This is a genomic window from Rhizobium sp. UBA1881 (assembly GCF_002338015.1).
Lineage (GTDB): Bacteria > Pseudomonadota > Alphaproteobacteria > Rhizobiales > Rhizobiaceae > Rhizobium.
This window is the reverse complement of sequence record NZ_DDHH01000180.1, coordinates 12,192-35,608: the sequence shown is the minus strand read 5'-3', so window position 1 is coordinate 35,608 and position 23,417 is coordinate 12,192. Positions and strand designations below refer to the sequence as shown.

Annotated in this window: 22 protein-coding genes and 1 tRNA gene; 16 read left to right on the top strand and 7 right to left on the bottom strand. The window is 60.8% G+C overall.

The features are described from left to right. Positions 1-1,014: UvrB/UvrC motif-containing protein (locus B3605_RS22065; protein ID WP_296436049.1), on the top strand; the 1,014-nt coding region annotated here is incomplete at its 5' end. Positions 1,015-1,074: 60 nt separating this feature from the next. Continuing rightward, complete coding sequence (locus tag B3605_RS22060) at positions 1,075-1,359, top strand: CopG family ribbon-helix-helix protein (RefSeq protein ID WP_112945722.1); 285 nt, start codon at positions 1,075-1,077, stop codon at positions 1,357-1,359. A 64-nt stretch (positions 1,360-1,423) separates the two neighbouring features. On the opposite strand, the gene B3605_RS22055 is transcribed toward B3605_RS22060, so the two are convergent. Then, a complete protein-coding gene (locus tag B3605_RS22055; protein WP_296436047.1) occupies positions 1,424-2,986 on the bottom strand; it encodes an alpha/beta hydrolase in 1,563 nt (520 codons plus the stop codon). Between the two features lie 657 nt (positions 2,987-3,643). Between B3605_RS22055 and B3605_RS22050 the strand changes: the two genes are divergently transcribed. The 7 genes from B3605_RS22050 (at position 3,644) to B3605_RS22020 (ending at position 10,615) form a co-directional block, all read left to right on the top strand. Beyond that, entirely contained in the window at positions 3,644-4,114 is a 471-nt protein-coding gene (locus B3605_RS22050; RefSeq protein WP_112973404.1) for a hypothetical protein, read from the top strand. 127 nt (positions 4,115-4,241) lie between these two features. Next, positions 4,242-4,445 (top strand): hypothetical protein, encoded by a 204-nt coding sequence (locus tag B3605_RS22045; protein ID WP_111563609.1) that lies wholly within the window; start codon positions 4,242-4,244, stop codon positions 4,443-4,445. A 470-nt stretch (positions 4,446-4,915) separates the two neighbouring features. Next, complete coding sequence (locus tag B3605_RS22040) at positions 4,916-5,128, top strand: cold-shock protein (RefSeq protein ID WP_018900054.1); 213 nt, start codon at positions 4,916-4,918, stop codon at positions 5,126-5,128. 220 nt (positions 5,129-5,348) lie between these two features. Then, positions 5,349-6,185: a type I methionyl aminopeptidase gene (gene map / locus B3605_RS22035; RefSeq protein WP_018900055.1), complete on the top strand. Its 837-nt coding sequence runs from the start codon at positions 5,349-5,351 to the stop codon at positions 6,183-6,185. 7 nt (positions 6,186-6,192) lie between these two features. Next, positions 6,193-7,002: a RadC family protein gene (gene radC, locus B3605_RS22030; protein ID WP_112941439.1), complete on the top strand. Its 810-nt coding sequence runs from the start codon at positions 6,193-6,195 to the stop codon at positions 7,000-7,002. Positions 7,003-7,246: 244 nt separating this feature from the next. Beyond that, positions 7,247-8,653: a Si-specific NAD(P)(+) transhydrogenase gene (gene sthA, locus B3605_RS22025; protein ID WP_112941440.1), complete on the top strand. Its 1,407-nt coding sequence runs from the start codon at positions 7,247-7,249 to the stop codon at positions 8,651-8,653. A 180-nt stretch (positions 8,654-8,833) separates the two neighbouring features. After that, a complete protein-coding gene (locus B3605_RS22020) occupies positions 8,834-10,615 on the top strand; it encodes a B12-binding domain-containing radical SAM protein (RefSeq protein ID WP_183794714.1) in 1,782 nt (593 codons plus the stop codon). Between the two features lie 86 nt (positions 10,616-10,701). On the opposite strand, the gene tig is transcribed toward B3605_RS22020, so the two are convergent. From tig to B3605_RS22000, 4 genes are all read right to left on the bottom strand, one after another. After that, a complete protein-coding gene (tig, locus tag B3605_RS22015) occupies positions 10,702-12,180 on the bottom strand; it encodes a trigger factor (protein ID WP_018900059.1) in 1,479 nt (492 codons plus the stop codon). A gap of 182 nt (positions 12,181-12,362) precedes the next feature. After that, positions 12,363-12,447: transfer RNA gene (locus B3605_RS22010), tRNA-Leu, on the bottom strand. A 156-nt stretch (positions 12,448-12,603) separates the two neighbouring features. Beyond that, positions 12,604-13,197, bottom strand: coding sequence for a GDYXXLXY domain-containing protein (locus B3605_RS22005; protein WP_112941442.1), 594 nt, complete (start codon positions 13,195-13,197; stop codon positions 12,604-12,606). Further along, a complete protein-coding gene (locus tag B3605_RS22000) occupies positions 13,194-14,297 on the bottom strand; it encodes a DUF2157 domain-containing protein (RefSeq protein ID WP_112941443.1) in 1,104 nt (367 codons plus the stop codon). The genes B3605_RS22005 and B3605_RS22000 overlap by 4 nt, the downstream gene beginning before the upstream one ends. Positions 14,298-14,975: 678 nt before the next feature. Between B3605_RS22000 and B3605_RS21995 the strand changes: the two genes are divergently transcribed. The 4 genes from B3605_RS21995 to B3605_RS21980 all read left to right on the top strand — a co-directional run bounded on the left by B3605_RS21995 (position 14,976) and on the right by B3605_RS21980 (position 16,946). Continuing rightward, positions 14,976-15,119 carry a DUF1127 domain-containing protein gene (locus tag B3605_RS21995; protein ID WP_018900062.1) on the top strand — a complete coding sequence of 48 codons (144 nt, stop codon included), beginning with the start codon at positions 14,976-14,978 and terminating at the stop codon, positions 15,117-15,119. Between the two features lie 309 nt (positions 15,120-15,428). Beyond that, the gene (locus B3605_RS21990; RefSeq protein ID WP_018900063.1) at positions 15,429-15,572 is read left to right on the top strand and encodes a DUF1127 domain-containing protein; all 144 of its coding nucleotides are present in this window, start codon (positions 15,429-15,431) and stop codon (positions 15,570-15,572) included. Positions 15,573-15,779: 207 nt separating this feature from the next. Further along, complete coding sequence (locus B3605_RS21985; protein WP_112941444.1) at positions 15,780-16,316, top strand: hypothetical protein; 537 nt, start codon at positions 15,780-15,782, stop codon at positions 16,314-16,316. 336 nt (positions 16,317-16,652) lie between these two features. Then, positions 16,653-16,946 carry a hypothetical protein gene (locus B3605_RS21980; protein WP_155947784.1) on the top strand — a complete coding sequence of 98 codons (294 nt, stop codon included), beginning with the start codon at positions 16,653-16,655 and terminating at the stop codon, positions 16,944-16,946. Positions 16,947-16,985: 39 nt separating this feature from the next. On the opposite strand, the gene B3605_RS21975 is transcribed toward B3605_RS21980, so the two are convergent. Then, positions 16,986-17,873, bottom strand: coding sequence for a LysR family transcriptional regulator (locus B3605_RS21975; protein ID WP_112941445.1), 888 nt, complete (start codon positions 17,871-17,873; stop codon positions 16,986-16,988). 110 nt (positions 17,874-17,983) lie between these two features. On the opposite strand from B3605_RS21975, the gene B3605_RS21970 reads away from it, so the two are divergent. From B3605_RS21970 to trmFO, 3 genes are all read left to right on the top strand, one after another. Beyond that, positions 17,984-18,598, top strand: a complete 615-nt coding sequence (locus B3605_RS21970; protein ID WP_112941446.1) for a glutathione S-transferase family protein — start codon at positions 17,984-17,986, stop codon at positions 18,596-18,598. A 50-nt stretch (positions 18,599-18,648) separates the two neighbouring features. Then, positions 18,649-20,721, top strand: a complete 2,073-nt coding sequence (locus B3605_RS21965) for a pyridoxamine 5'-phosphate oxidase family protein (RefSeq protein WP_112941447.1) — start codon at positions 18,649-18,651, stop codon at positions 20,719-20,721. Positions 20,722-20,824: 103 nt separating this feature from the next. Continuing rightward, on the top strand, positions 20,825-22,258 hold the full coding sequence (gene trmFO / locus B3605_RS21960; protein WP_112941448.1) for a methylenetetrahydrofolate--tRNA-(uracil(54)-C(5))-methyltransferase (FADH(2)-oxidizing) TrmFO: 1,434 nt from the start codon (positions 20,825-20,827) through the stop codon (positions 22,256-22,258). A gap of 31 nt (positions 22,259-22,289) precedes the next feature. On the opposite strand, the gene B3605_RS21955 is transcribed toward trmFO, so the two are convergent. Beyond that, positions 22,290-23,327 (bottom strand): MBL fold metallo-hydrolase, encoded by a 1,038-nt coding sequence (locus B3605_RS21955; protein ID WP_018900069.1) that lies wholly within the window; start codon positions 23,325-23,327, stop codon positions 22,290-22,292. Between the last annotated feature and the right edge of the window lie 90 nt (positions 23,328-23,417).

Here is a 23,417-nt window from a genome sequence, read left to right as displayed (position 1 = left end):
GAGCGCATCGAGATCATCCGCGATCTTCGTCTGGGTGCTTTCGACGTGCTCGTCGGCATCAACCTGCTGCGCGAAGGCCTCGACATTCCCGAATGCGGCTTCGTCGCCATTCTCGACGCCGACAAGGAAGGGTTTCTGCGCTCGGAGACGTCGCTGGTACAGACCATCGGCCGCGCGGCGCGTAACGTCGACGGCAAGGTCATCCTCTATGCCGACAACATCACCGGCTCGATGCAGCGCGCCATGGACGAGACCGCCCGCCGCCGCGAAAAGCAGGTGGCGTACAACACCGAACACGGCATCACCCCGGAATCGGTGAAGGCGAAGATCTCCGACATCCTCGACAGCGTCTACGAACGCGATCACGTCCGCGCCGATATCTCCGGTGTATCAGGCAAGGGCTTCGCCGACGGCGGCAACCTCGTGGGCGGCAACCTGCAGACCCATCTCAACGCGCTGGAAAAACAGATGCGCGACGCCGCCGCCGACCTCGACTTCGAAAAGGCCGCGCGCCTCCGCGACGAAATCAAACGCCTCAAGGCCGCCGAACTCGCCGTCATGGACGACCCGATGGCGCGCGAGGAGTCCAAGGCCATGGAAGGCATCAAGCGGAACGCCAAGGCCACCCGCGAGTCCCTTCTCCCCAGCGGGGAGAAGGTGCCCGGCAGGGCGGATGAGGGGGCCACGCCCTCGACCTCCCTCTTCCAGAAACCCACCCTCGACGACATGGGCCCAGGCACCGACACCGCCATCCCGTCCCGCACCTTCCGCCGCAACGACCTCGACGAAATGACCGTCGGCCGCACCGAAAAGCCCGTGTCAGGCAAGCTCCCGGAAAAGCCCGACGCCGCCAAGAGCACCAAGCGCTTCTCCCCCCTGCTCGAAGGCCAACCCGACCGCGACGACCCACGCCCCCTGGTACGCGGCAAGACGGGCGTCGGCAGCTATGAGGATGCGGGGGATGTGAAGAGGCAGAAGCGGACGAAGGGCAAGACGGGGCGGCCGGGGCGGTAGGTGGCGCCAGCTTGACGCCACCGACCAAACTCCCATAATCGCCTGAACCGGAGGTTCTCCATGAACGCGATTACCGTCCATCTCCCCGAGGAAACCGCCGCCCGCCTCGACCGCCTGGCCGACAAGCTATCCAAGCCGGCGGATAGCGTCGCCGCCGATGCGATCGAGGATTTTCTCGCCCGCGAGGAATGGCAGTTGGCTGAAATCGAGGCCGGTCTCGCGGAAGCCGACCGGGGAGAATTTGCGGGCGACGATGAGGTGAACGCGGTTTTCGCCAAGTATGGCGTAACGGATTGGTCAGTAAAATCCCCCGATGCACGGCAAAACGGACGTCGTAAGTTATGACGATGCCGGGGATGCAAAGAGCGACAAGCGGGGCAAGGCAGGACGGAGGCGAGCGTCTTTCCCGTCAGTCCCTTATGCGCCAGTAGTTTGTTCCGCTTGCAGATATTGCTTCAATTGCGTGCCGCTCATTTGGCGGAGAATTCGCACTCAGCAAGGTAAAAATGTCACCAAGAATAGTCCTGCTGGTTCCAACGTATCCGTGAGCAAAGTCGCCCAAATTCAGATTGTTCACAAGGATTGTATCCATTCCTTGAAGAACGAAGGTCGGTGGCGTGATTCCTATTCGAGGGAAACTATGAAGCCAGCCGGATATCTTTAAGGCCTTATCCCGATCAGAAATATATGATGTAGTCCTGGTAGAGTGTTTTACCGCGTAGATCCCAACGTGCGGCATTATCGCGGAATCGACGTCCGCCGCCGCCAATATTACCTGGTTCAGATACTTTTCCACCGGCACCTGCTTAGCGGCAAGCACTTCGATGGCGCCGAGTACGCACCTGCATCCCATACTATGGGCGATAATATTTGCACTCCCTTGTGTGGAATGCCTGACGAACTGCTCAATGAACTCAGCTAGTGCGTACTTGCTTGCTTCAGCAGCGGCTTCGTCTGCATTATAGCTCAGCAGATTTCCTTTAGAAGGCCAACTGAATAGACCTATGCCTTGTCCAAGACCAAGGTCGTATCCTATCTGTGCCGATCGGATGACGGCTTGTTCGAAGCTGTTGTTAAAGCCGTGGACGAATATGGTCGGGCGTTCTTTGATTTTCATCCGAAGTGAAGTGTCGCGAAGCAACGACCAAAAGAGTTCGCCGTTGAGCGGAATCAAGGTCTCTATTTTTAGGCGATCGTCTTTTCTGTTAACGAGCCTCTTCCATAACGGTGAACCTAGCGATCCTATTTGGTGCCCTTCCGGAACGTCGACTTCGCAAACACCGTAGCTTAGATTTGGGTCTAGATTGCCATTAAACCCCGTCAAGACACCTCTGGTATAGACCGGAATCCTATTTGTTCCGAAGAATACATCGTACTTATTCTTTCTGGTCTTTGGTTTTTCCTCTTTAACTTCTTTTAGGAAGTGCGGCTTGGCGCTGCTTTTGGAAGAATCTGCACGCTCAGCGAGTTCCGACCGATAGGACTCTCGATCGGGAAAAACTCGAACCGAGTGTATAGCCGCTACGTTCTGCTGTTTGGTGTCAAGTTTACTTCCAATGAACAAGGCGCTGGATATATGTGCGCTCTCAAACGCGACGCCGGTTACGATTGAATTGTCGAAAATTGCGCCCGAAAATAATGAGCGAGCGATATTTGCACCGGCTAGATTGGCACGAGTGAACTTCGCCTTTTCGAAATTAGACTTAGACATGTCTGCCTCAGTCAAGTTCGCACCAGAAAAGGCCGCGTTGCAAAAATTCAGGCCAGACAAATCCGCTCCGGCCAAGTTAGCGTTGGATAGATCAATGCGTTCAAAGAAACGCGATGTCTTCGGCGCGTCGCGAAAGTCCGGCGGCAACAAATCGAAAAATCTTATCCCCGACAGATCCGGCGCGAACGTCACTTTCTTGCGGCGTCTGTTCCATTGCTCAACACCTTCACTGAGCCAATTCACATGCCAACGGTCAGCCATAATTCCCCGAAGTAATCAGTATAAATAGAGAAACAATCCTCACTTCGGTAGTGCAAGTCAAGCATCGGCTACAACCTTTGGTGATTTTGCACAACCGCCATCGTGACCGAAGGAGCAGGCAATCAGCTGCATCAGATGTAGCTACACGAAAGACTGCTCAGCGACGTCTAAATTGATTGATCGCGCTCGTAGCTTCAGTAGAAATTTTCTGTCGAAAATTTCCCCCACCCTCCCCACCCATGCCATCATCCCCTCACCCCACCACGGATACACCGGCAGGCGTGCCGGCGAGGTGGGGTCGGCGCTGGGTGTTTGAGGAGGACGCAAGCTCTCTCATCCGGGGTTCGCAGAAAATGGTCTCCCTCCGGTGACGGCGGGTTCCGTCGCAAGACGGGTCCGAGTCGAGCCCGGACGTGCCTGTGAGGCACACATGGTCTCGTCGCGAAGTTGGGCGAGAAGGCAGAGAGACCGGAGTTGCGTTCATAAACCGCCGAACGGGGTGCTGGAAGGCACCATATTTTTTACTCTATCGAGGTGTTTTCCAGCACCCCGTCCGAACTGCCGCCTTCGGGCTGGCGCCAGCAGTGCAGGATCAAGCCACGGGTGAAACCAGCCGCGTGACGGCCTTGCCGCGCGCCGGAACCGAAGAGGACCGCAATGCCGCAGCACGCCCATGATAATCCCGGCAAGGACCTCAAGGACCGCCTCGGTCTCGAGTTGATCGTTGCGCTGGCGGCGAGGACATCGGAGATGCTGTCCATGCCGGTCTTAACCTGCCCGATCAACCGCTGCCGCCGCGCTCGCGCCTGCCAGCGCATCGCCGTCAAGGGAAGCAAGCTCGCCTGCGTCCATACGCTGCCCTCGGAATACACACCCTGCTTCACCGACTATCTCGGCTGGGCCGGGATGGCCTGCGCCGATGCTCGCGATGGAGAGCACGGCGCGATGTTCCGGCTCCTTGACCTCCTGCCGCCGGACCTGCGCGGCCATACGGTGTCGGTCGTCCGTGATTGCCTTGCCGGCGACGCCCGGGCGCTCGCCTGCCTTGATGAGACACTTGCCCTTATCGCCGAGAAAGCGCCACCGGTCTTCGAGCACCCGCAGGAGGAAGCGCAGGCCACACCCTGATGCGATCGCGATCGCGATCGTGATCGCCACCGCCCCCGCCCCCGGCGCCCCGCCCGCCGACATCGCGTTAAACTTGCGTCAACGCCCGCGTGGCATATCTCGCATCGAGACACGGTAGGAGACTTTTATGGCATTCGTCGGCTTCAAGAACACCCACAATCACACGATCTACGTCAATCCGGCCCAGGTGCTCTATGTCTCGACCTATGAGGAAGACGTCACGATCATCGCTTACGCCGCCGCCGATGCCGCCGGCAAGCCTGCCGTCTCCTATGTGCGCGGGAGTGCCGACATGGTGCAGCACAAGCTCAGCGCCGGCGCGGCCCGCTGATCGCACTCGCGTCTACCGGGAATTTCGCTCGCGTTTAGCGGGCAGTCGCCCAACAGTTGGGCATTCGCACGGATTGAGGATGTGAACGTGCCGTTCCGGTACGCATTCCCGGAATGGGTCAGCGATACCGGCTCGCCGTTACCAATCGTCAAGTGTTTGAATCTTTGGCCATTCCCGCTTTGGAGCGGCTGGTGTCAGAATAATGTCGCTTGCATTTTGCTCCGTTTACTGGCACCAATTGTGTACTCGGGCATTTGCATGCCGGTGACTGGACTGATGTGGCTGAGCCCTTCTTTGAGGGGCGGCGTGGGGGGACCTTCACGCGCGTAGACGTTCTTTCCCCGTTCGTGAACTACTCGACTGACCCTTCGCGTTCTGAGTTAAGATGAGGGAGCGCGAAAGTGAAAGCCGTCCGTTTCCTCTCGGGGGGATGGATACCAGACAGACTACAGGGAAAAGGACCTATCCCAATGGCCACCAAAGGCGTCGTAAAATTCTTCAACCAGGACAAGGGTTTTGGTTTCATCACTCCTGATGGCGGTGCGAAGGACGTATTCGTTCACATCTCCGCTCTCCAGGCTTCCGGCATCCAGTCGCTCCGCGAAGGCCAGCAGGTTACCTTCGACACCGAGCCGGATCGCATGGGCAAGGGCCCGAAGGCCGTCAACATCTCGGCCAACTAATACTGGTTTCTGCCTCGGCAGGACTGCGAAACGGCGCTCCGCAAGGGCGCCGTTTTCGTTTTCCGGCTTGCTGGCGCCGGGTGGCTCGATCGGGTGCCAATGGGATGGCAGCGTGCAATGAAGGCGTGATAGCTTAAATGCGCCTCCCCCATTGATCGCAATGGACGAACCCGGCATAGCTGCATTATGAATGACGACAATTTCCGCTAAGGCCCCCGCAATGGTAAACTATATCGAAGCCTCCTCCGCGCCATCCAAGAATACCGGCGCCATCAGGCTCTACGGCGCCGATGCCTTCGCGGGCATGCGCAAGGCGTGCCAGGTCACCGCCCGGTGTCTCGATGCGCTTGACGATATCGTCAAGCCGGGTGTGACGACCGATGCGATCGATCGCTTCGTCTTCGATTTCGGGCTTGAGAATGGCGCTGTTCCGGCGACGCTCAATTACCGTGGCTATACGAAATCCACCTGCACCTCGATCAACCATGTCGTGTGCCACGGCATTCCGGATGCCAAGCCGCTGCGCGAGGGCGACATCGTCAATATCGACGTCACCTATGTGGTCGATGGCTGGCATGGCGATTCCAGCCGCATGTATACCGTCGGCACCGTCAAGCGCGCCGCCGAGCGGCTGCTTGAGGTGACCTATGAATCGCTGATGCGCGGGATCGCCGCCGTGCGCCCCGGTGCGCGCACCGGCGCCATCGGCGAGGCGATCCAGACCTATGCCGAGGCCGAGCGGTGCTCCGTGGTGCGCGATTTCTGCGGCCATGGGGTCGGCGCGCTGTTTCACGACAGCCCGAATATCCTGCATTACGGCCGCGCCAGCGAGGGGCCGGAGCTGCGCGAGGGCATGATCTTCACGATCGAGCCGATGATCAACCTCGGCCGGCCGCATGTGAAGGTCTTGGCTGATGGCTGGACCGCCGTTACCCGCGACCGGTCGCTGTCTGCGCAATACGAGCACACGGTCGGCGTCACCGCCGATGGCTGCGAGATCTTCACGCTGTCGCCCGGCGGGCTCGACCGCCCGGGCCTGCCACCCCTCACAAAATGAGCAGTTGATGGCAAAAGGACCGGTTTCCCATTCCGAAGACCTGGAGCTGCCTTTCGCGGCGGATGAGGACGATGGCATGGACGAGCGGTCCTTTTTCGCCGAGCAGGCCGGCAAGCCCGCAGCGCTCCGGCCCTCGCCTGCCAAGGAAGAGCATTACCACGGCCACCGCGAGCGGCTGCGCCAGCGCTTCCGCGATCATGGCGATACAGCGCTTGCCGATTACGAGATGCTGGAGCTGATGCTGTTCCGGCTGATCCCGCGCCGCGATACCAAGCCGATCGCCAAGGCGCTGCTGGAGCGCTTCGGCTCGCTCGCCGCCGTCTTCGGCGCACCGATCGCGCTGCTGCAGGAGGTGAAGGGTGTCGGCGAGGCTGTGGCGCTGGACCTGAAGCTGATCTCGACCATCGCCCACCGGACGCTGAAGAGCGAGCTGCGCGGCAAGCAGGTGCTGTCGTCCTGGTCGTCTGTCATCGAATACTGCCACGCCGCCATGGCGCACGAAACGCGCGAGCAGTTCCGCATCCTGTTCCTCGACAAGCGCAACGCGCTGATCGCCGACGAAGTCCAGGGGCATGGCACCGTCGACCATACGCCGGTTTATCCGCGCGAAGTGGTGCGCCGCGCGCTGGAGCTTTCAGCCACCGCGATCATTCTGGTCCACAACCACCCGTCCGGCGACCCCACGCCATCGCGTGCCGATATCGACATGACCAAGATGATCATCGATACGGCCAAGCCGCTCGGCATCACCGTGCACGACCACATCATCATCGGCAAGGACGGCCATGCCAGCCTCAAGGGCTTGCGGCTGATCTGAATCGCCCGCCGGGAATTTCCCCGCACGGGTCTGGTCCGCTATTCTGCGGCGACCTGTTATTTCTCATCGTCGATGGCCGCCTCTATGGCGAACCATCCTGCAGCACCGACACCGCCGCCCTTATTTCGTCTCGCTCATTCCTAATATTCGGCCGTAAATCAATCTGCAACATTGACCGGATACCTGTGAACGCGCCATTTTGCGTCGCAATATGATTCCAGCTTTTCAACCGGGGCCTGCTTCCATGTTTCAATACGATCTCGTTGTTGTGGGGAGCGGCCCGGCCGGTCGCCGTGGTGCTATTCAGGCCGCCAAGCTCGGCAAGAAGGTGCTCGTCATCGAGCAGGGCAAGCGCGTCGGCGGCGTCTCCGTTCATACAGGCACCATCCCCTCGAAGACCTTGCGCGAGACGGCGCTCAATCTCTCCGGCTGGCGCGAGCGCGGCTTCTACGGCAAGGCCTACCGGGTCAAGCAGGAGATCAGCGCCGAGGACCTGCGTCGCCGCCTGCTGATCACGCTCGACCATGAAGTCGAAGTGCTGGAGCACCAGTTCGCGCGCAACCGCGTGCAGCACCTGCGCGGCAAGGCGAGCTTCATCGATGCCTCGACGCTCGAAATCGTCAAGGACGACGGCGAAGTCATGCGCGTCTCGGCCGCCAGCATTCTGCTTGCCGTCGGCACCAAGCCGTTCCGCCCGGATTATATCCCCTTCGACAACAGAACGGTTCTCGACAGCGACGAGCTGCTCGATATCGAGGAACTGCCGCGCTCCATGGTCGTGATCGGTGCCGGCGTCATCGGTATCGAATATGCCACCATCTTCAGCGCGCTCGATACCGCCGTCACGCTGATCGATCCGAAGTCGACGATGCTCGACTTCATCGACAAGGAAATCGTCGAGGATTTCACTTACCAGCTGCGCGACCGCAACATGAAGATCATGCTCGGCACCAAGGCTGAGAAGGTCACCAAGCTCGATGACGGCAAGGTCGAGCTCATTCTCGACAATGGTCGCCGCCTGGTGACAGACATGGTTCTGTTCGCGGCAGGCCGCATGGGCGCCACCGATGCGCTGAACCTGAAGGCGGCGGGCCTCGAGGCCGACAGCCGTGGCCGCCTCAAGGTCAATCCCGAGACGTTCGAGACATCCGTGCCCGGCATTTACGCGGCGGGCGACGTGGTCGGCTTCCCAAGCCTCGCTTCCACCTCGATGGAACAGGGCCGCATCGCGGCGCGCGTCGCCGTCGGCGCCGTGGCCAAGGAGCCGCCGAAATACTTCCCCTACGGGATCTATGCCGTGCCGGAGATTTCCACCTGCGGCTTGACGGAAGAAGAGATGAAGGAACGCGGCATTCCCTATGAATGCGGCATCGCCCGTTTCCGCGAGACCTCGCGCGGCCATATCATGGGCCTCGATACCGGTCTCCTGAAGCTGATCTTCTCGCTCAAGACGCGCCGCCTGCTCGGCGTCCACATCGTCGGCGAAGGCGCGACCGAGCTGGTTCACATCGGCCAGGCCGTGCTCAATCTCAAGGGAACGGTCGAGTATTTCGTCGAGAACACGTTCAACTACCCGACTCTCGCCGAAGCCTACAAGATCGCCGGCCTCGATGCCTGGAACCGGATGGGCGATATCAAGTCCGAATTGTGATCGCGCGATTTTGCGTGTCGGGGCGGTGGTCGCGACACGCATATTACAGTTTAAACAATAGCTTAGACTTTCCGGATCCGCCCGATCGTGGGCGCGTCGGCGTCGCAAAAGCGTCTCTTGTATAATCCGCAGTCTCTGGTAGCGTCGCTGGTGGGGGTTCTCTCTTACCAGTGAGTGAACGTGCGCGAACAGTCCGAGACGTCTGACCGGAATTTTCAACTCATCCTCATCAAGCCGTCGCACTATGACGACGATGGCTATGTCATTCGCTGGTGGCGGGCGATGATCCCGTCCAATTCGCTGGCGGCGCTCTATGGAATTGCCGCCGATTGCGCCGAGCGGCGGGTGCTCGGACCCGGTGTCGGCATCGACATCACCGTTATCGACGAGACCAATACGCGGGTGAACACCTCAGCATTGCTGCGGCAGCTGAAAGCCAACGGCAATTTCGGCATGGTGGCGCTGGTCGGCGTGCAATCGAACCAGTATCCGCGTGCGCTCGACATCGCCCGGCCTTTCCGCGATGCCGGCATTCCTGTTGCGATGGGTGGCTTTCATGTGTCCGGCTGTCTGTCGATGCTCGACGGCCACGCCGTGGGCCTCGACGAATGCCGGGAGATGGGCATCTCGATGTTCGCCGGCGAAGTCGAGGGGCGGCTGGACAAGGTGCTGCAGGACGCGGCATCCGGTGCTCTGGCGCCGCTCTACAATTTCATGAACGATCTTCCGAGCATCGAGGGTGCGGCGGTTCCGTTCCTGCCGAAGGTCAATGTCGCGCAGACGCTTGGATTGAGCACCAGTTTCGATGCCGGGCGCGGCTGTCCTTACCAGTGTTCCTTCTGCACCATCATCAACGTACAGGGCCGCAAGTCACGCTTCCGCACAGCCGATGATGTCGAGAAGCTGGTGCGGATGAACTGGACGCAGGGCATCCACAAGTTCTTCATCACCGACGACAACTTCGCCCGTAACAAGGATTGGGAGGCGATCTTCGACCGGCTGATCCAACTGCGTGAAAAGGATGGCATTCCGCTCGGCTTGATGATCCAGGTCGATACGCTGTGCCACAAGATCCCCAACTTCATCGAGAAATCGAAGCGCGCCGGCGTCACCCGCGTGTTCATCGGGCTGGAGAACGTCAACCCCGACAATCTGACGGCGGCGAAGAAGAACCAGAACAAGATCACCGAATACCGCAAGATGCTGCTCGCCTGGAAGGCGCAGGGTATCATGACGCTGGCCGGCTATATTCTCGGCTTCCCGGCCGATACGCCGGAATCGATCCGTCGCGATATCGCGATCATCCAGCACGAGCTGCCGCTCGATGTGATCGAGTTCTTCGTGCTGACACCGCTGCCCGGCTCGGAAGATCACCAGACGCTGTTCCGCAAGGGCGTGGCGATGGATCCGGATCTCAACATCTATGATGTCGAGCATGTCTGCACCGACCATCCGAAGATGAGCAAGCAGGAGTGGGAGAGCATCTATCAGGAGGCTTGGTCGCTCTACTATTCGCCTGATCATATGAAGACGCTGCTGCGCCGGGCGGTGGCGACGGGCGTGCCGCTGGCGCGGCTGGTGAAGGTGCTGGTGTCGTTCGCCACCACCGTGCCGCTCGAAAACGTGCATCCGCTGCAGAGCGGGCTGTTGCGCTTGAAACATCCCTCGGAGCGCCGGCCGGTTTTGCCACGCGAGAGCGCCCTGGTCTTCTGGCCGCGCTTCATCGGCGAGACGATCACCAAGCATCTGAAGCTCGGAGGTACGATCGCGCGACTGGCGGTCACCGCCTTCATGATTTCACGCGACAAGAATGCCAAGACCTATATGGACCAGGCATTGACACCTGTCGGTGACCACGAGGATGAGACGCTGGAGCTCTTCACCAAGACGGCGGGCGGTCAGGCGGCGGTCTCGCATATCAAGAAGGTCAACGAGCTCACGCATGCGCATCGGGCGGGCTGAAATCGGTGTTGTTGCCTGACCTCAAATTTTGAGCACAAAAAACCCCGCTTGAAGCGGGGTTTTTCGTTGGATCGATTGGCCGGAGATTACTCGGCGCCTTCCTCGGAAGCCTTCTTCTTCGGAGCGGCCTTCTTCTTCGGAGCAGCTTCTTCGCCTTCAGCGGCTTCAGCCTTGGCAGCAGCCTTCTTCTTCGGAGCGGCCTTCTTGGCTTCCTTCTCGGAGCCTTCGCCTTCTTCGTCGGCGAGCAGCTCTTCCTTGGTGACCTTCTTGTCGGTGACGTCGAGTTCGGTCAGCAGATGGTCGATGACCTTCTCTTCGAAGATCGGCGCGCGGATCGAAGCGGCCGCACCCGGCTGGCTGCGGAAGAATTCGAGGATCTGCTTTTCCTGGCCCGGATACTGACGCAGCTGCTCGTAGATGGCGCGCTGCATTTCGTCTTCGCTCACTTCGACGCCGGCCTTTTCGCCGATTTCGGAGAGAACGAGGCCGAGACGGACGCGGCGCTCAGCGAGCTTCTTGTACTCTTCGCGAGCCTGCTCTTCCGTCGTGTCTTCGTCTTCGAAGGTCTTGCCGGACTGTGCGAGGTCGTTGGCGACCTGGTTCCAGATGCCGTTGTACTCGGCGTCGACGAGCGAAGCCGGGGTCTCGAACTTGTACATTTCGTCGAGCTGGTCGAGGATCTGACGCTTGACCTTCTGGCGGGTCATCGAGCCGTACTGCGATTCGATCTGGCCGCGAACGATTTCCTTCAGGCGGTCAGCCGATTCCAGACCGAGCTTCTGAGCCAGTTCGTCGTTGATTTCGACGTCGGCAGGAGCAGCAACATCCTTGACGGTAACGTCGAAGGTGGCTTCAGCGCCAGCGAGGTTCTTGGCCGGGTAGTCAGCCGGGAACGTGACGTTGATGGTCTTTTCGTCGCCAGCCTTGGTGCCGACGAGCTGTTCTTCGAAGCCCGGGATGAAACGGCCCGAGCCGAGAACGAGTTCGGCGCCCTGGTCGGTGCCGCCTTCGAAGGCAACGCCGTCGACCTTGCCGACGTAGTCCATGGTGATGCGGTCGCCGTCTGCGGCCTTGCCCTTCTTGGTCTCGTAGGAACGGGCGCTTTCAGCGACCTTGAGAACCTGCTCGTTGACTTCCTCGTCGGAGATATCAACGACTTCGCGGGTGATCTTGACGCCCTTGACGGACTTCAGTTCGATCGGGGGCAGAACTTCGTAGGAGAGCGTGAACTCGAAATCCTTCTGAGCCGACAGGATCAGTTCTGCTTCGTCCTTGTCTTCCGTCATCGCGATTTCAGGCTGCGTGGCGGACTTTTCGCCGCGCTCGGCGAGAATGGAGGTCGGCTGTTCGCGGACGATCTCGTTGACGAGGTCGGCCATGATAGACTTGCCGTAAACCTTCTTGAGGTGAGCGGCCGGAACCTTGCCCGGACGGAAGCCGTTGATCCGGACCTTGTCCTTCACGTCGGCAAGACGCTCGTTCATCTTGGTTTCCATGTCCTTGGCCGGGATTACGACCTTGATTTCGCGCTTCAGCCCTTCAGCGAGCGTTTCGATAACCTGCATGTCTTCCTACCTTCAATTCGTGGCGGCCGTGCCCAGACGCCGTTCGTTTCGATGAGCACGACGCCGGAAAGTGCCGGGCGTGGCTTGTTCTCAATTCTTCTTCGTTCTGCGTGAGCGGAACGGCGCTTGGCTCCGGGCAATCGAGGGGCACCGTTTTCGGTCCCTCGCCTGCAAGCCAGCTTTGGTGCGGGTAGAGAGACTTGAACTCCCACGCCTTGCGGCACCAGAACCTAAATCTGGCGTGTCTACCAATTTCACCATACCCGCGTTCTCAAAAACCGCATGCATATGCCTGCACATGAGGCCTTCCGGAGCGCGGCGTCTCTATATCACCCGATTTGGAGGAGGCAAAGGAAAAATGAAGGTCAAATGACAGCGATTTTTCCCGCCACCGCGCGGACTTGCGGCTGCAACCGGTCAAACTCAGTAAAGCGGCTCCTCATAGGCCGGCTTGCCGTCCACCAGCAGGCTTTTGATCTGCGCCATGCCATTGGCGCCAACGCTTGCAGCAATCGACACCTGCCCATCACGGCGCGCCTCTTCCAGCGCATGTCCAGCACCTTCTGGAACGTAATAGCGCTCGATGCCGTATTCGACACGGATGGTTTCGGCCTGCGATGTCTCGCCGTAACTATAGAAGGGCTGGGTGTGGAGCACGGCCGTACCGTCGGCTGGCGGGAGCTTGTCGAAGGATGATTCGGCGATCTGCCAGAAACCGCCCTCGCCCGGCTTGATGCGCACCCAGAGGCTGCGCTCGGCCGCCTCCTTCGGCATGGCGCCTGATATCGAGGAGACGGGTACGGAGGAGATGTCGTAGTTCAGCACCACGTAATCGCCGCGCAGGAAGTCGCGCGGATCGACGGGCGCGGTCTTCAACAGAACCTGCGTTCCGTTGCGCAGGACGGATGCGCGGCTCTGGACGATATAGCCGAGCACGGCCGTCTGCAGCAGCGCCACGGTGACGGCGGCGGTGACGCAACGGCGCTTCGAGTAGCCCTTGAAGGAGAATATGCTCATTGGACCGCCTCCCTGGCCTTGCCGGCAAATCGTCGTTCGAGACGGATGACGATCCATGCAACGGCGGCGACGAAGAGGCCGGAGCAGAGGAAGAGCCCCGAGGTGCCGAGGATGGAACCGACTGTCACCGAGCCGAGATAGAGAATTTCGACGGCGAAGACCGTGTAGGCCAGATAGCGGACGGCACCGTTGTCACGCCCCTGCAAGGCGATCGCCAGCACGGAGGCGGCGAGCGTGACGACGCCGAGCGGGAGAACCCATTTGCTGGCATCGAGCTCAACATGCAGCAGGAAAAGGCCGATGACGGCTAGCAGGAAGGAATAGAAGGCGGGTGCTGCACCGGCGCCCTTGATCAGCGAGGACAGGCGCGCAACGGGCAGGCTGACCAGCACGAAGACCGCCATGCCGCCGATGACATAGATCAGCGCCAGCCACAGGTCGGAATTCAGCGTGTAGAGCCAGGCGAGCCAGCCAAGCAGCAGCAGATAGGCCAGATGGCGCACGCGGCCGGCGCCGGTATAGCGCACCAAGGCGACGACGACCGCCGCCATGACGGGCGCTGCCCATGAATCGAGCGTCATCAGGCGCATGTCGGAGCCGCTGAGATAAAGGCCGAAGCTGCCCCAGGCGAGGAAGCCCGCCACGCCCGACACCACGCCTGAGCGGAACAGCACGGCCGAGACCACGGCCATGGCGAACCAGAGATACATGACCGTCTGCTCATCGCCCGACAGATGATACATCTGCCCGACCAGCGAGATGGCGCCGCCGAAGGTGAGCGTCCCTATGACGAGCAGCGCGTTGGCGGCGGCGATCTGGCCACGGACCAAGGCCGCGCCGGCGCCGAGATGGACGGACCAGATAAGCGCGAGGATGAAGAACATCCTGACGAGACGCGGTATCGCCTCCCAGTTGGAGGCAACCACCAGTAGGATCGCGGCGCCGAGCAGGATGGCGGCGAGGATCATCAGCACATTGCCGAGACTGAAGCTTGCCGGACGCCCGTCATATTCCTTGAGCAGCGCATCGGCGGTCTGCTCGGTGAGCAACCCCTTGCCGACCCACTGCGACAAATCCCTCTCCAGACGTCCGCGATACATGCCCTACCCCGCAAATCGCGCGCAAACAGCCCTCCGGCGCGCCTCATTTTCAACCTTATAGACGCGGTTTGGTGATTGAGGAAACGGCTCCTTGTTATTTCCTTCACAGACCCTTTCGGCACAGACATTCGGAGCTGCCGTTAATCGCCCGGCAAGACTTTGCGCATAGGCTTCGTCTTGCCATGCATATTGCGCATGGAGACGGCCAAGATACTGCATCGCACTCTTCACTCAAAACCATTGAGCATGCGCGCAGCCGGGATGTACCCGGACCGGATTACCGGACGCCTTCGGATATGATTTCCGCCGACATGATCGGGATTTGGATCTATCCTCTCTTCCAAACACCCCGATCGACCTGCAACATCCTCCTCCCAGTTGCCGGTCATACGTATGGACGCCCATCGGATTGCGCATCCGGTGGGCGTCTTCGTTTTATCATCCGCAGGGCGGCTCATCCGCGCCGACGCCGCTGGATTGCTCATTTTGCCTATTGATTGACCAGAACGTGGCCAAATCGTGCCATTTACAGCTTGAGAAATGCAGCGGCTGCATATGTGCGTTGAATTCTTGTCTCTGTTAGCTCTTCGCAGTGCAATATATATTCAGCTCATCAAATAGAGGTCAGCGCCGATAGGCGGCAGCTGGCAGACGCAAGCCCTCGGAAAGGGGACCGACATGAACATTTCTCGCTCTTTCAACAACTGGCGCAAGTATCGTCAGACCGTTACCGAACTCGGCCGCATGACCAACCGCGAATTGCACGACCTCGGCATCGACCGCGCCGACATCCAGCGCGTTGCTCGCGACGCCGTTCGCTAATATCTTCGCTGATCTCAGGGCGGTTCGCTTCCTCCCAAGCCAATCCCCTCACCAAGACGCCCGCTGCCACCAGGCAACGGGCGTTTTCTTTTGTCTTAACACCTCATTAACGCCTGAGTTGCGCCAAAGCCCCGTATTCCGCCTGCTCAAAAAGTGACGCTTGCGCTTTATCTGTGCATCGTACTGCACAATTGCATGGCAGGAGCCTAATAAATGCACTGCACAATATGACCGGGATCACCTATATCAGCGTCAACCACTGAGACGGCAATCGCGCCGCTCACTGAACTGATCTTGAGGAACTACCCCATGAACCCGATCCGCATTGCAAAGAGCTGGATTAGCTACCGCCGTACCCTTAGCGAACTCGGCAGCCTCTCCAACCAGGCCCTCGCCGACATCGGCGTAAGCCGCTACCAGATCCACAACATCGCTTCGCGCGCTTTCCGCTAATAGCGGAACGCCTGAAGTACCCAAAACGGCGCCTTTAGGGCGCCGTTTTCGCGTTTTAAGTTATTGATTTTATTGTGTACTGTTTATTTTGATACAGCCCCGTTATAACTTTTTTTGATCCAGAATGGTCGATTTGGTCGATATTGCACGGTAGCAACCGAGTATCATGTTGCGTCGGAGACCATTCAAGTCCGTCTGGGGAATGTTATGACACACGACTTCTTCGATACCGACGCTGGCAAATTCATCAGCCGAGCCAAGTGCTTTCTTGAAGCGGCCAGCGTTCTCGACGAGAAGATGCAAGATGGCCAAAGCGGTATGCTGTTCACCCCTACCCTGCACTTGGTGGGTCATGGCCTTGAGCTACTGCTCAAAGGCTGCCTCCTCCACAATGGAGTGTCTAAGTCTCGTGCTGTAGCCTTCTCTCACCGAATTAACGATATGTGGCTAGATAACCTTGTGGCGCCGGTGAGAGAGGCAACTATCCACAACGCCCGCATCACACACCAATACGCAATCTCGAGCGGGTTGTTCCCAGACGCCAGAAGTATCGCCGATCCTGTTGAGAAGTTCGAGGAATTCAGGGCTGCGTTGGGCGACTTACATGCTGAGCCGAAGCATTTTCCCATACGCTACCCGACCGAAGAGGATCGATTAGGTCCGCGGACGCCGCTCCTCGTAGGCACACTATGGCGTACAGCTGATGACTACGTGAAGCGGCCCAATGAATTTCTTATCAGGTAGGGAACGATCGATCCGCTTGCCAGTTATCTCGATGCAAGGTTTGAAATCCACCTTGCCACGGATGCATCGCCCTATGCGATCCGTCAGAAGCCCGGCGTCGGATTAGTCCGCACCGGGCTTTTCCTTTGTGGGCGCTCCGGTCGCGCCTCCTAAATATCACGATTGCCTAAAATACAACTGCCGAATAAAGTGTGCCGCGCACTCGGCCAAAATGCGGGCCGGCGCGCGCAATAGCTCATTACAGCATTCACGGGCGTGGCTTGCCCATAGCCGAGCTGCACCCCCGATCCCCCAGTGCATCCAAGTGCTCCGATCAACTTTCCCAAGGACAACGTGATGGCTGACCCAAACGCTAAAACTCGTGCCTGCCCGATCTGCAAGGAAGAGATCAAAGTCGCCGCTACTCGCTGCATTCACTGCCATTCCGAAATCCCTCCAGGCGCCGATGGACGCGCCAGGCCGCCAATGATCATGGGCCGGCGCATTCGTGCGAAGGCGCATACCGCTCCAAAGGCCACATTCAACGCGGGCCCATCTTCAGCCTGCAACGATCTCGAGATCGATGACGCCGGCGTCTGGGAGTACATCGGCGAGGATGAGGACTACTGCTATTACTGGGGCCCTTCCTAAGACCTAGCGGCGATTGGATCATCGCAGTTCATTGTTCACCTACATCTCCAACGCCCGCAACTTCTCCACCGCGAAATCCACGAAGGCCCGTGTCTTGGCCGAGACGTGGCGGCCCTCGGCATGAACGACGTGGATCGGCAGCGGCGGTTCTTCGTAATCTTCGAGCGTCAGACGCAGCTGGCCCGCGGCGACGTGACGGCTGACCTGGTAGGACAGCGGGCGGGAGAGTCCACAGCCGGTGACCGACGCGGCGATCGCGGCGTCGACCGTGTTGCAGTAGAGGCGCGGATGGAGCGTTGCGGCGGCGCCGTCGGGGGCGAAATGCCAGTCGAGGGGTGCCGACGAGCCGGTGTTGACGATCGTGGCGTGGTTGGCGAGATCGGCGGGTTTCTTCGGTTCGCCGTGGCGTTCGAAATAGGACGGTGCGCCGCAGACGACGCGGCGGACGCTTCCCACCTTGATCGCCGTCTGGTCGGAATCCTGCAGGCGGCCGATGCGGATCGCGACGTCGATCCCCTCCTCCACCAGGCTGACGATCCTGTCGAAGAGCAGAACACGGCCGGTCACGCCCTTATGGATATCGAGAAACTCGGTCATGACAGGCATGATATGCAGCTGCCCGAACTGCACGGGCGCGGTGATGGTCAGCATGCCTGATGGCGTCGCGTGCGAGCCGCCGGCGGAGGCCTCGGCTTCGTCGATCTCGGCCAGAATGCGTTTGCAGTCATCGGCATAGCGGCGGCCGGCCTCGGTCAGGTTCACCGATCGTGTCGACCGCACGAAGAGGCGCGCGCCGGTGGTATCCTCGAGAAAGGCCACCGCGCGGGTGACTGCGGGCGGGCTCATGTGCAGCTGTCGCGCCGCTTCCGCGAAGCTTGCCGTCTCGGAAACCCGCACAAGGACTTTCATGCATTGAAGCCGATCCATATCGAAGCCTTTTATTCCGCACAGAGAAACAGTCCCTTTCCTATAATCTAAATTCCATACGAAATCAGGAACAATTATTCTCTCCGCCAACATCAACGGAGACCAATTCCATGAAGCTCTATTCGCACCCGCTTTCCGGCCATGCGCACCGCGCCTGCCTGTTCATCTCGCTTGCCGGGATCGACGCCGAGATTGTCGACATCGATCTCGCCGGTGGCGAGCACAAGAAGCCCGCCTTCCTGGCGCTCAACCCGTTCGGGCAGATTCCCGTTCTCGATGATAACGGGCTGGTGCTTGCGGATTCGAATGCGATCCTGGTCTACCTCGCCAAGAAGCATGCGGCGGATTGGCTGCCTGAGGATGCCGTGGGCGCCGCTTCCGTTCAGCGCTGGCTTTCGGTGGCTGCCGGCGAGATCGCCTATGGCCCTGCCGCCGCGCGGCTGGTGACGGTGTTCGGCGCGAGCTTCGACACCGAAGAGGTGATCGGACGCGCGCACCGCATTCTGGCGCTGATCGACGCGGAACTGGCCGGCAAGGCATGGATCGCGGCGGATCGGCCGACGATCGCCGACGTCGCGCTCTACAGCTACATCGCCCGTGCGCCGGAGGGGAATGTCGATCGCTTCCGCTACGGCAATGTCAGCGCCTGGTTGAAGCGCATGGAAGCGCTGCCCGGCTTCCGGCCATTCCAGAAGACGGCGATCGGCATTCCCGACGCGGCCTGAGACAGGCCACGCGGCGGCGCCGATCCTGAAGACCCACGAAGGAGAATGTCATGCTTGCATTGAAGCAGACCGAAAAGCCTTCCCCGTGGCATGACGGGGAGATTGCCCTGCAGGAAAAGGCCGGCGTTGCCGCGCGCATGAAGGATGTGGGCGCGCGCGTGCTGCGCGACCACCTGATAGACCAGCATCGCCAGTTCTACCCGCAGCTGCCCTTCATCGTGCTCGGCACGGTGGACGCCAATGGCGACGCCTGGGCGACGCTGCGGGCGAACTATCCTGGGTTCCTCGACAGTCCGGATGTGCATACGCTGAGCGTCAAGCTTGCGCGCGAGCCGGGCGATCCGGCCGATCGGGGGATGGAGGACGGCGATGCGATCGGCATGCTCGGGATCGAGCTGCAGACGCGCCGACGAAACCGGCTGAACGGCACGATCGCACGCAGCACAGCGGAGCGCTTCGATGTCGCGGTCGGGCAATCCTATGGGAACTGCCCGCAATACATCCAGCTGCGCGATTTCGGCTTCAGCCGCGAGCCTGAACTCTCCTCGGCCGTGCCGGCCGTTGTTTCGGAGGCGCTGGATACCCGGGCGATGGCGCTGATCACGAAGTCGGATACGTTCTTCGTGGCGTCCTATGCCGATCGTGACGATGGCGAGCGGCAGGTGGATGTTTCGCACCGGGGCGGCAAGCCGGGCTTCGTGCGAATCGGCGAGGATGGTGTTCTGACGATCCCCGACTTCGCCGGCAATCTGTTCTTCAATACGCTCGGCAATATTCTCATCAATGGCCGCGCCGGTCTTGTCTTCGTCGATTTCGACAGCGGCGACCTGCTGCAACTGTCTGGTGATGCCGAAGTCGTTCTGGATTCGCCGGAGATCGCCGCTTTCCAGGGTGCGGAGCGTCTGTGGCGCTTCCGTCCGCGTCGTGTCGTCTACCGGGCGGATGCGCTGCCGCTTCGGTGGAATTCGCGTGCCGACGGGCAATCGCCGAACGCGCTGATGACCGGCGATTGGAAGTCGGCGGCCGGTCGCATCAGCGCCGCCGAGATGGCGAGCCGCTGGCGGCCGCTAAGGGTGGCACGGATTGTCGATGAGAGTGCCGGCATCCGCTCGTTCCACCTGGAGCCCGTCGATGGCGGCGGGCTGATCGCGCATGCGGCCGGGCAATATCTGCCGATACGCGTGACTGTTCCCGGCGAGGATCGGCCGCTGATTAGGACCTATACGCTGTCGGTGGCACCGTCCGATAACCGGTACCGCATCAGCGTGAAGCGGGAGGGTGTCGTCTCGCGCCATCTGCATGACCACATTGTCGTCGGCGATATCATCGAGGCGCGCGCCCCGGGGGGTTCGTTCGGCATCGATGCGGCGGAGCCGCGACCGGCGGTGATGCTGGCGGCCGGCATCGGCATCACGCCGCTGCTCGCCATGCTCAGGCATGTCGTCTACGAGGGGTTTCGCAAGCGCGGAATGCGGCCGGTGTGGCTGTTCTATGCCGCGCACAGCAAGGCCGAGCGCGCCTTTGACGATGAGATCGGCGCACTTGTCGCAGCATCCGGCGGGGCTGTCAGGCTGGTCCGGCTGCTTGGGGATGTCTCCGGAGCGGTCGAGGGGCGAGACTATGAGGCGCAGGGGCGGATCGACATGGCGTTGTTGCGCGCCGTGCTGCCGTTCAACGATTACGACTTCTACCTCTGCGGCCCGCCGAGCTTCATGCAGTCGGTCTATGACGGGCTGCGTGGGCTGAATGTCGCGGATAACAGGATCCATGCCGAGGCGTTTGGCGTGGCATCGGTTGCGCGATCGGGTGGCGTTTCGGCTGAGCCTGCCTCCGTGCAGGCTCGGGCGGCGGCGGATGTGCCGGTGCCGGTCTATTTCACGCGATCGGCCAAAGAGGCGCGATGGGAGCCTGAGCGCGGCACATTGCTCGAGCTTGCCGAGGCGCGCGGGTTGCAGCCGGAGTTCAGCTGCCGGCTCGGCAATTGCGGCAGCTGCCGGACCAAGGTGCTGTCGGGCGCGGTCGCCTATGTGAGCGAGCCGACTGCCGAGGTTGGCGAGGACGAGGCGTTGATCTGCTGCGCGGTTCCGGCCAAGGGCGAGACGCGGCTGGAGCTTGATCTCTAGAGAATGGTGGGAGCGACCGAGGTACGGCAGGTGCCGCTCAAATATCCGGTTTCCTGCCAATATCCAGTTTGCTGTCATGGCGCGGCGTGATAATCAGCCGCGCATGACCCAGACCTCTTCCCATTCTCCCATCCACGTCGTCGGCGGCGGGCTCGCGGGCTCCGAAGCCGCGTGGCAGATCGCAAACGCCGGCGTTCCCGTCATCCTGCACGAGATGCGCGGCGTGCGCGGCACCGATGCCCACAAGACGGACCATCTGGCTGAACTCGTCTGTTCCAACTCGTTCCGCTCCGACGACGCGACCGCCAATGCCGTCGGCGTCATCCATGCGGAAATGCGCATGGCTGGATCGCTGATCATGGCCTGCGCCGACAAGCACCAGGTGCCGGCCGGCGGCGCGTTGGCTGTCGATCGCGACGGGTTCTCGGAAGCCGTCACCCGGGCGGTGCACGATCATCCGCTGATCACCGTCGTTCGCGAGGAGATCACCGGTCTTCCGCCGAAGGAGTGGGATCTGGCGATCGTCGCCACCGGCCCGCTGACGGCGCCGTCGCTTGCCAGCGCCATCCAGGCCGAGACGGGCGCCGATGCGCTCGCCTTCTTCGATGCCATCGCGCCGATCGTCTACCGCGAGAGCATCGACATGGATATCTGCTGGTATCAGTCGCGCTACGACAAGGTCGGCCCTGGCGGCACCGGCAAGGATTACATCAACTGCCCGATGGACGAAGCACAGTACAATGCCTTCGTCGATGCGCTGATTGCCGGCGACACGGTCGGTTTCAAGGAATGGGAAGGCACGCCCTATTTCGACGGCTGCCTGCCGATCGAGATCATGGCCGAGCGCGGACGCGAGACGCTGCGCCATGGGCCGATGAAGCCGATGGGGCTCACCAACGCGCATAATCCGACGGTCAAGGCCTATGCTGTCGTGCAGCTGCGCCAGGACAACGCGCTCGGCACGCTCTACAACATGGTCGGCTTCCAGACGAAGCTGAAATACGGCGCGCAAACCGAGATCCTCAAGATGATCCCGGGATTGCAGAATGCCGAGTTCGCCCGTCTCGGCGGCCTGCACCGCAACACCTACATCAACTCGCCGACGCTGCTCGACGGTTCGCTGACGCTGAAGTCGCGGCCAGGCCTGCGCTTCGCGGGCCAGATCACCGGCTGCGAAGGTTATGTCGAAAGCGCCAGCGTCGGCCTGCTCGCGGGCCGGTTCGCGGCTGCCGAGCGCAAGGGCGAAACGGTATCGCTGCCGCCGGCAACGACCGCGCTCGGCTCGCTGCTCGGCCATATCACCGGCGGGCATATCAGCAACGACGAGGAACCGGGCAAGCGTTCCTTCCAGCCGATGAACATCAATTTCGGGCTTTTCCCGGAACTCGAGCCGGGCTCGATCGTAAAGCCCGAGGGCGTGAAGCGCTTTCGCGGCAAGGACAAGACGATCATGAAGCGGCAGCTGATCGCCAAGCGGGCGCTTGCCGATTGCGCGACGTGGCTCGGCGAGACAGTACCGGTGGCGAAGACGGCCTGATCAGGCGGCTTTGTTCATAAGCCAAGACAGGTCAGTGGGTGACGGGCCCGTTGGCCTTCTTCCAGGCGTCGATGCCGCCTTCGATGTGGCAGGCAGATGCGATGCCGGCGTCGTGCGCGGCCTGGACCGCCATGGCGGAGCGTTCGCCGAAGGCACAGTAGAAGACCAGGCGCTTGGTGGTGGATACGCCCAGTTCATGCAGAACGCCGCCGGCGCTGATGCTTTCAGCAAGCGCCGGATAGGGAAAATGCAGCGATGACGGGATGACGCCATGACGCTGGCGCTCGCTATCCTCGCGAAGGTCGATCAGCGCCACATCGGGCCTGCCCATCAGGTCGAAGACCTGCCGCACGCTCAATGACCAGCCGTGGCTGTCGACGTCGTGATGATCCATGCCGATCTTCATGTTGGCCGGCACCGCCACGTCCATCATCTTCGGATTGGCAAGCTTCAGATTGTTCATCAGATCGGCATATTCGTCGGCCGAGCGCACCTGCAGGCGCGGGTTGAAGGCCTTCTCCTCGCCGATCGTCGAGACCGTGTCGCCCTTGTAGTCGTGGGCGGGGTAGACGAGCGTCGTATCGGGCAGCTTCAGCAGGCGGCCGAAGATGGATTCGAATTGGGCGCGCGGGTCGCCATTCTGGAAATCGGTGCGGCCGGTACCGCGGATCAGCAGCGTGTCGCCGGTGAAGACACGGTCTGGAAGGACGAAGCTGTAGCTATCGTCGGTATGGCCGGGCGTGTAGATGACATCCAGAGACAAGCCCTCGATGGTCAGCCTGTCGTTGTCGGAGAGGCGCATCGAGACGACATCGGCCTTGGTCTGCTCGCCCATCACGGTCGTGCAATGGGTCTTGTCGCGCAAGGCGCCAAGACCGGTGATGTGATCGGCGTGCAGATGCGTGTCCACGGCCTTGACCAGCTTCAGGTCGAGTTCGTGGATGAGTTGCAGGTAGCGATCGACCTTTTCAAGCACAGGATCGATGATCAACGCCTCCCCGCCCCGCCTGCTTGCCATCAGGTAGGAGTAAGTGCTGGATGCGGGGTCGAAAAGCTGGCGGAAGATCATGGACGTCTCCTGTGCTCAGCCCTTCGGCTGCGGCACGATGCGGATGTAGGGCTTGGGCGAGACCCAGCCGTCGGGATACTGCTTCTTGGC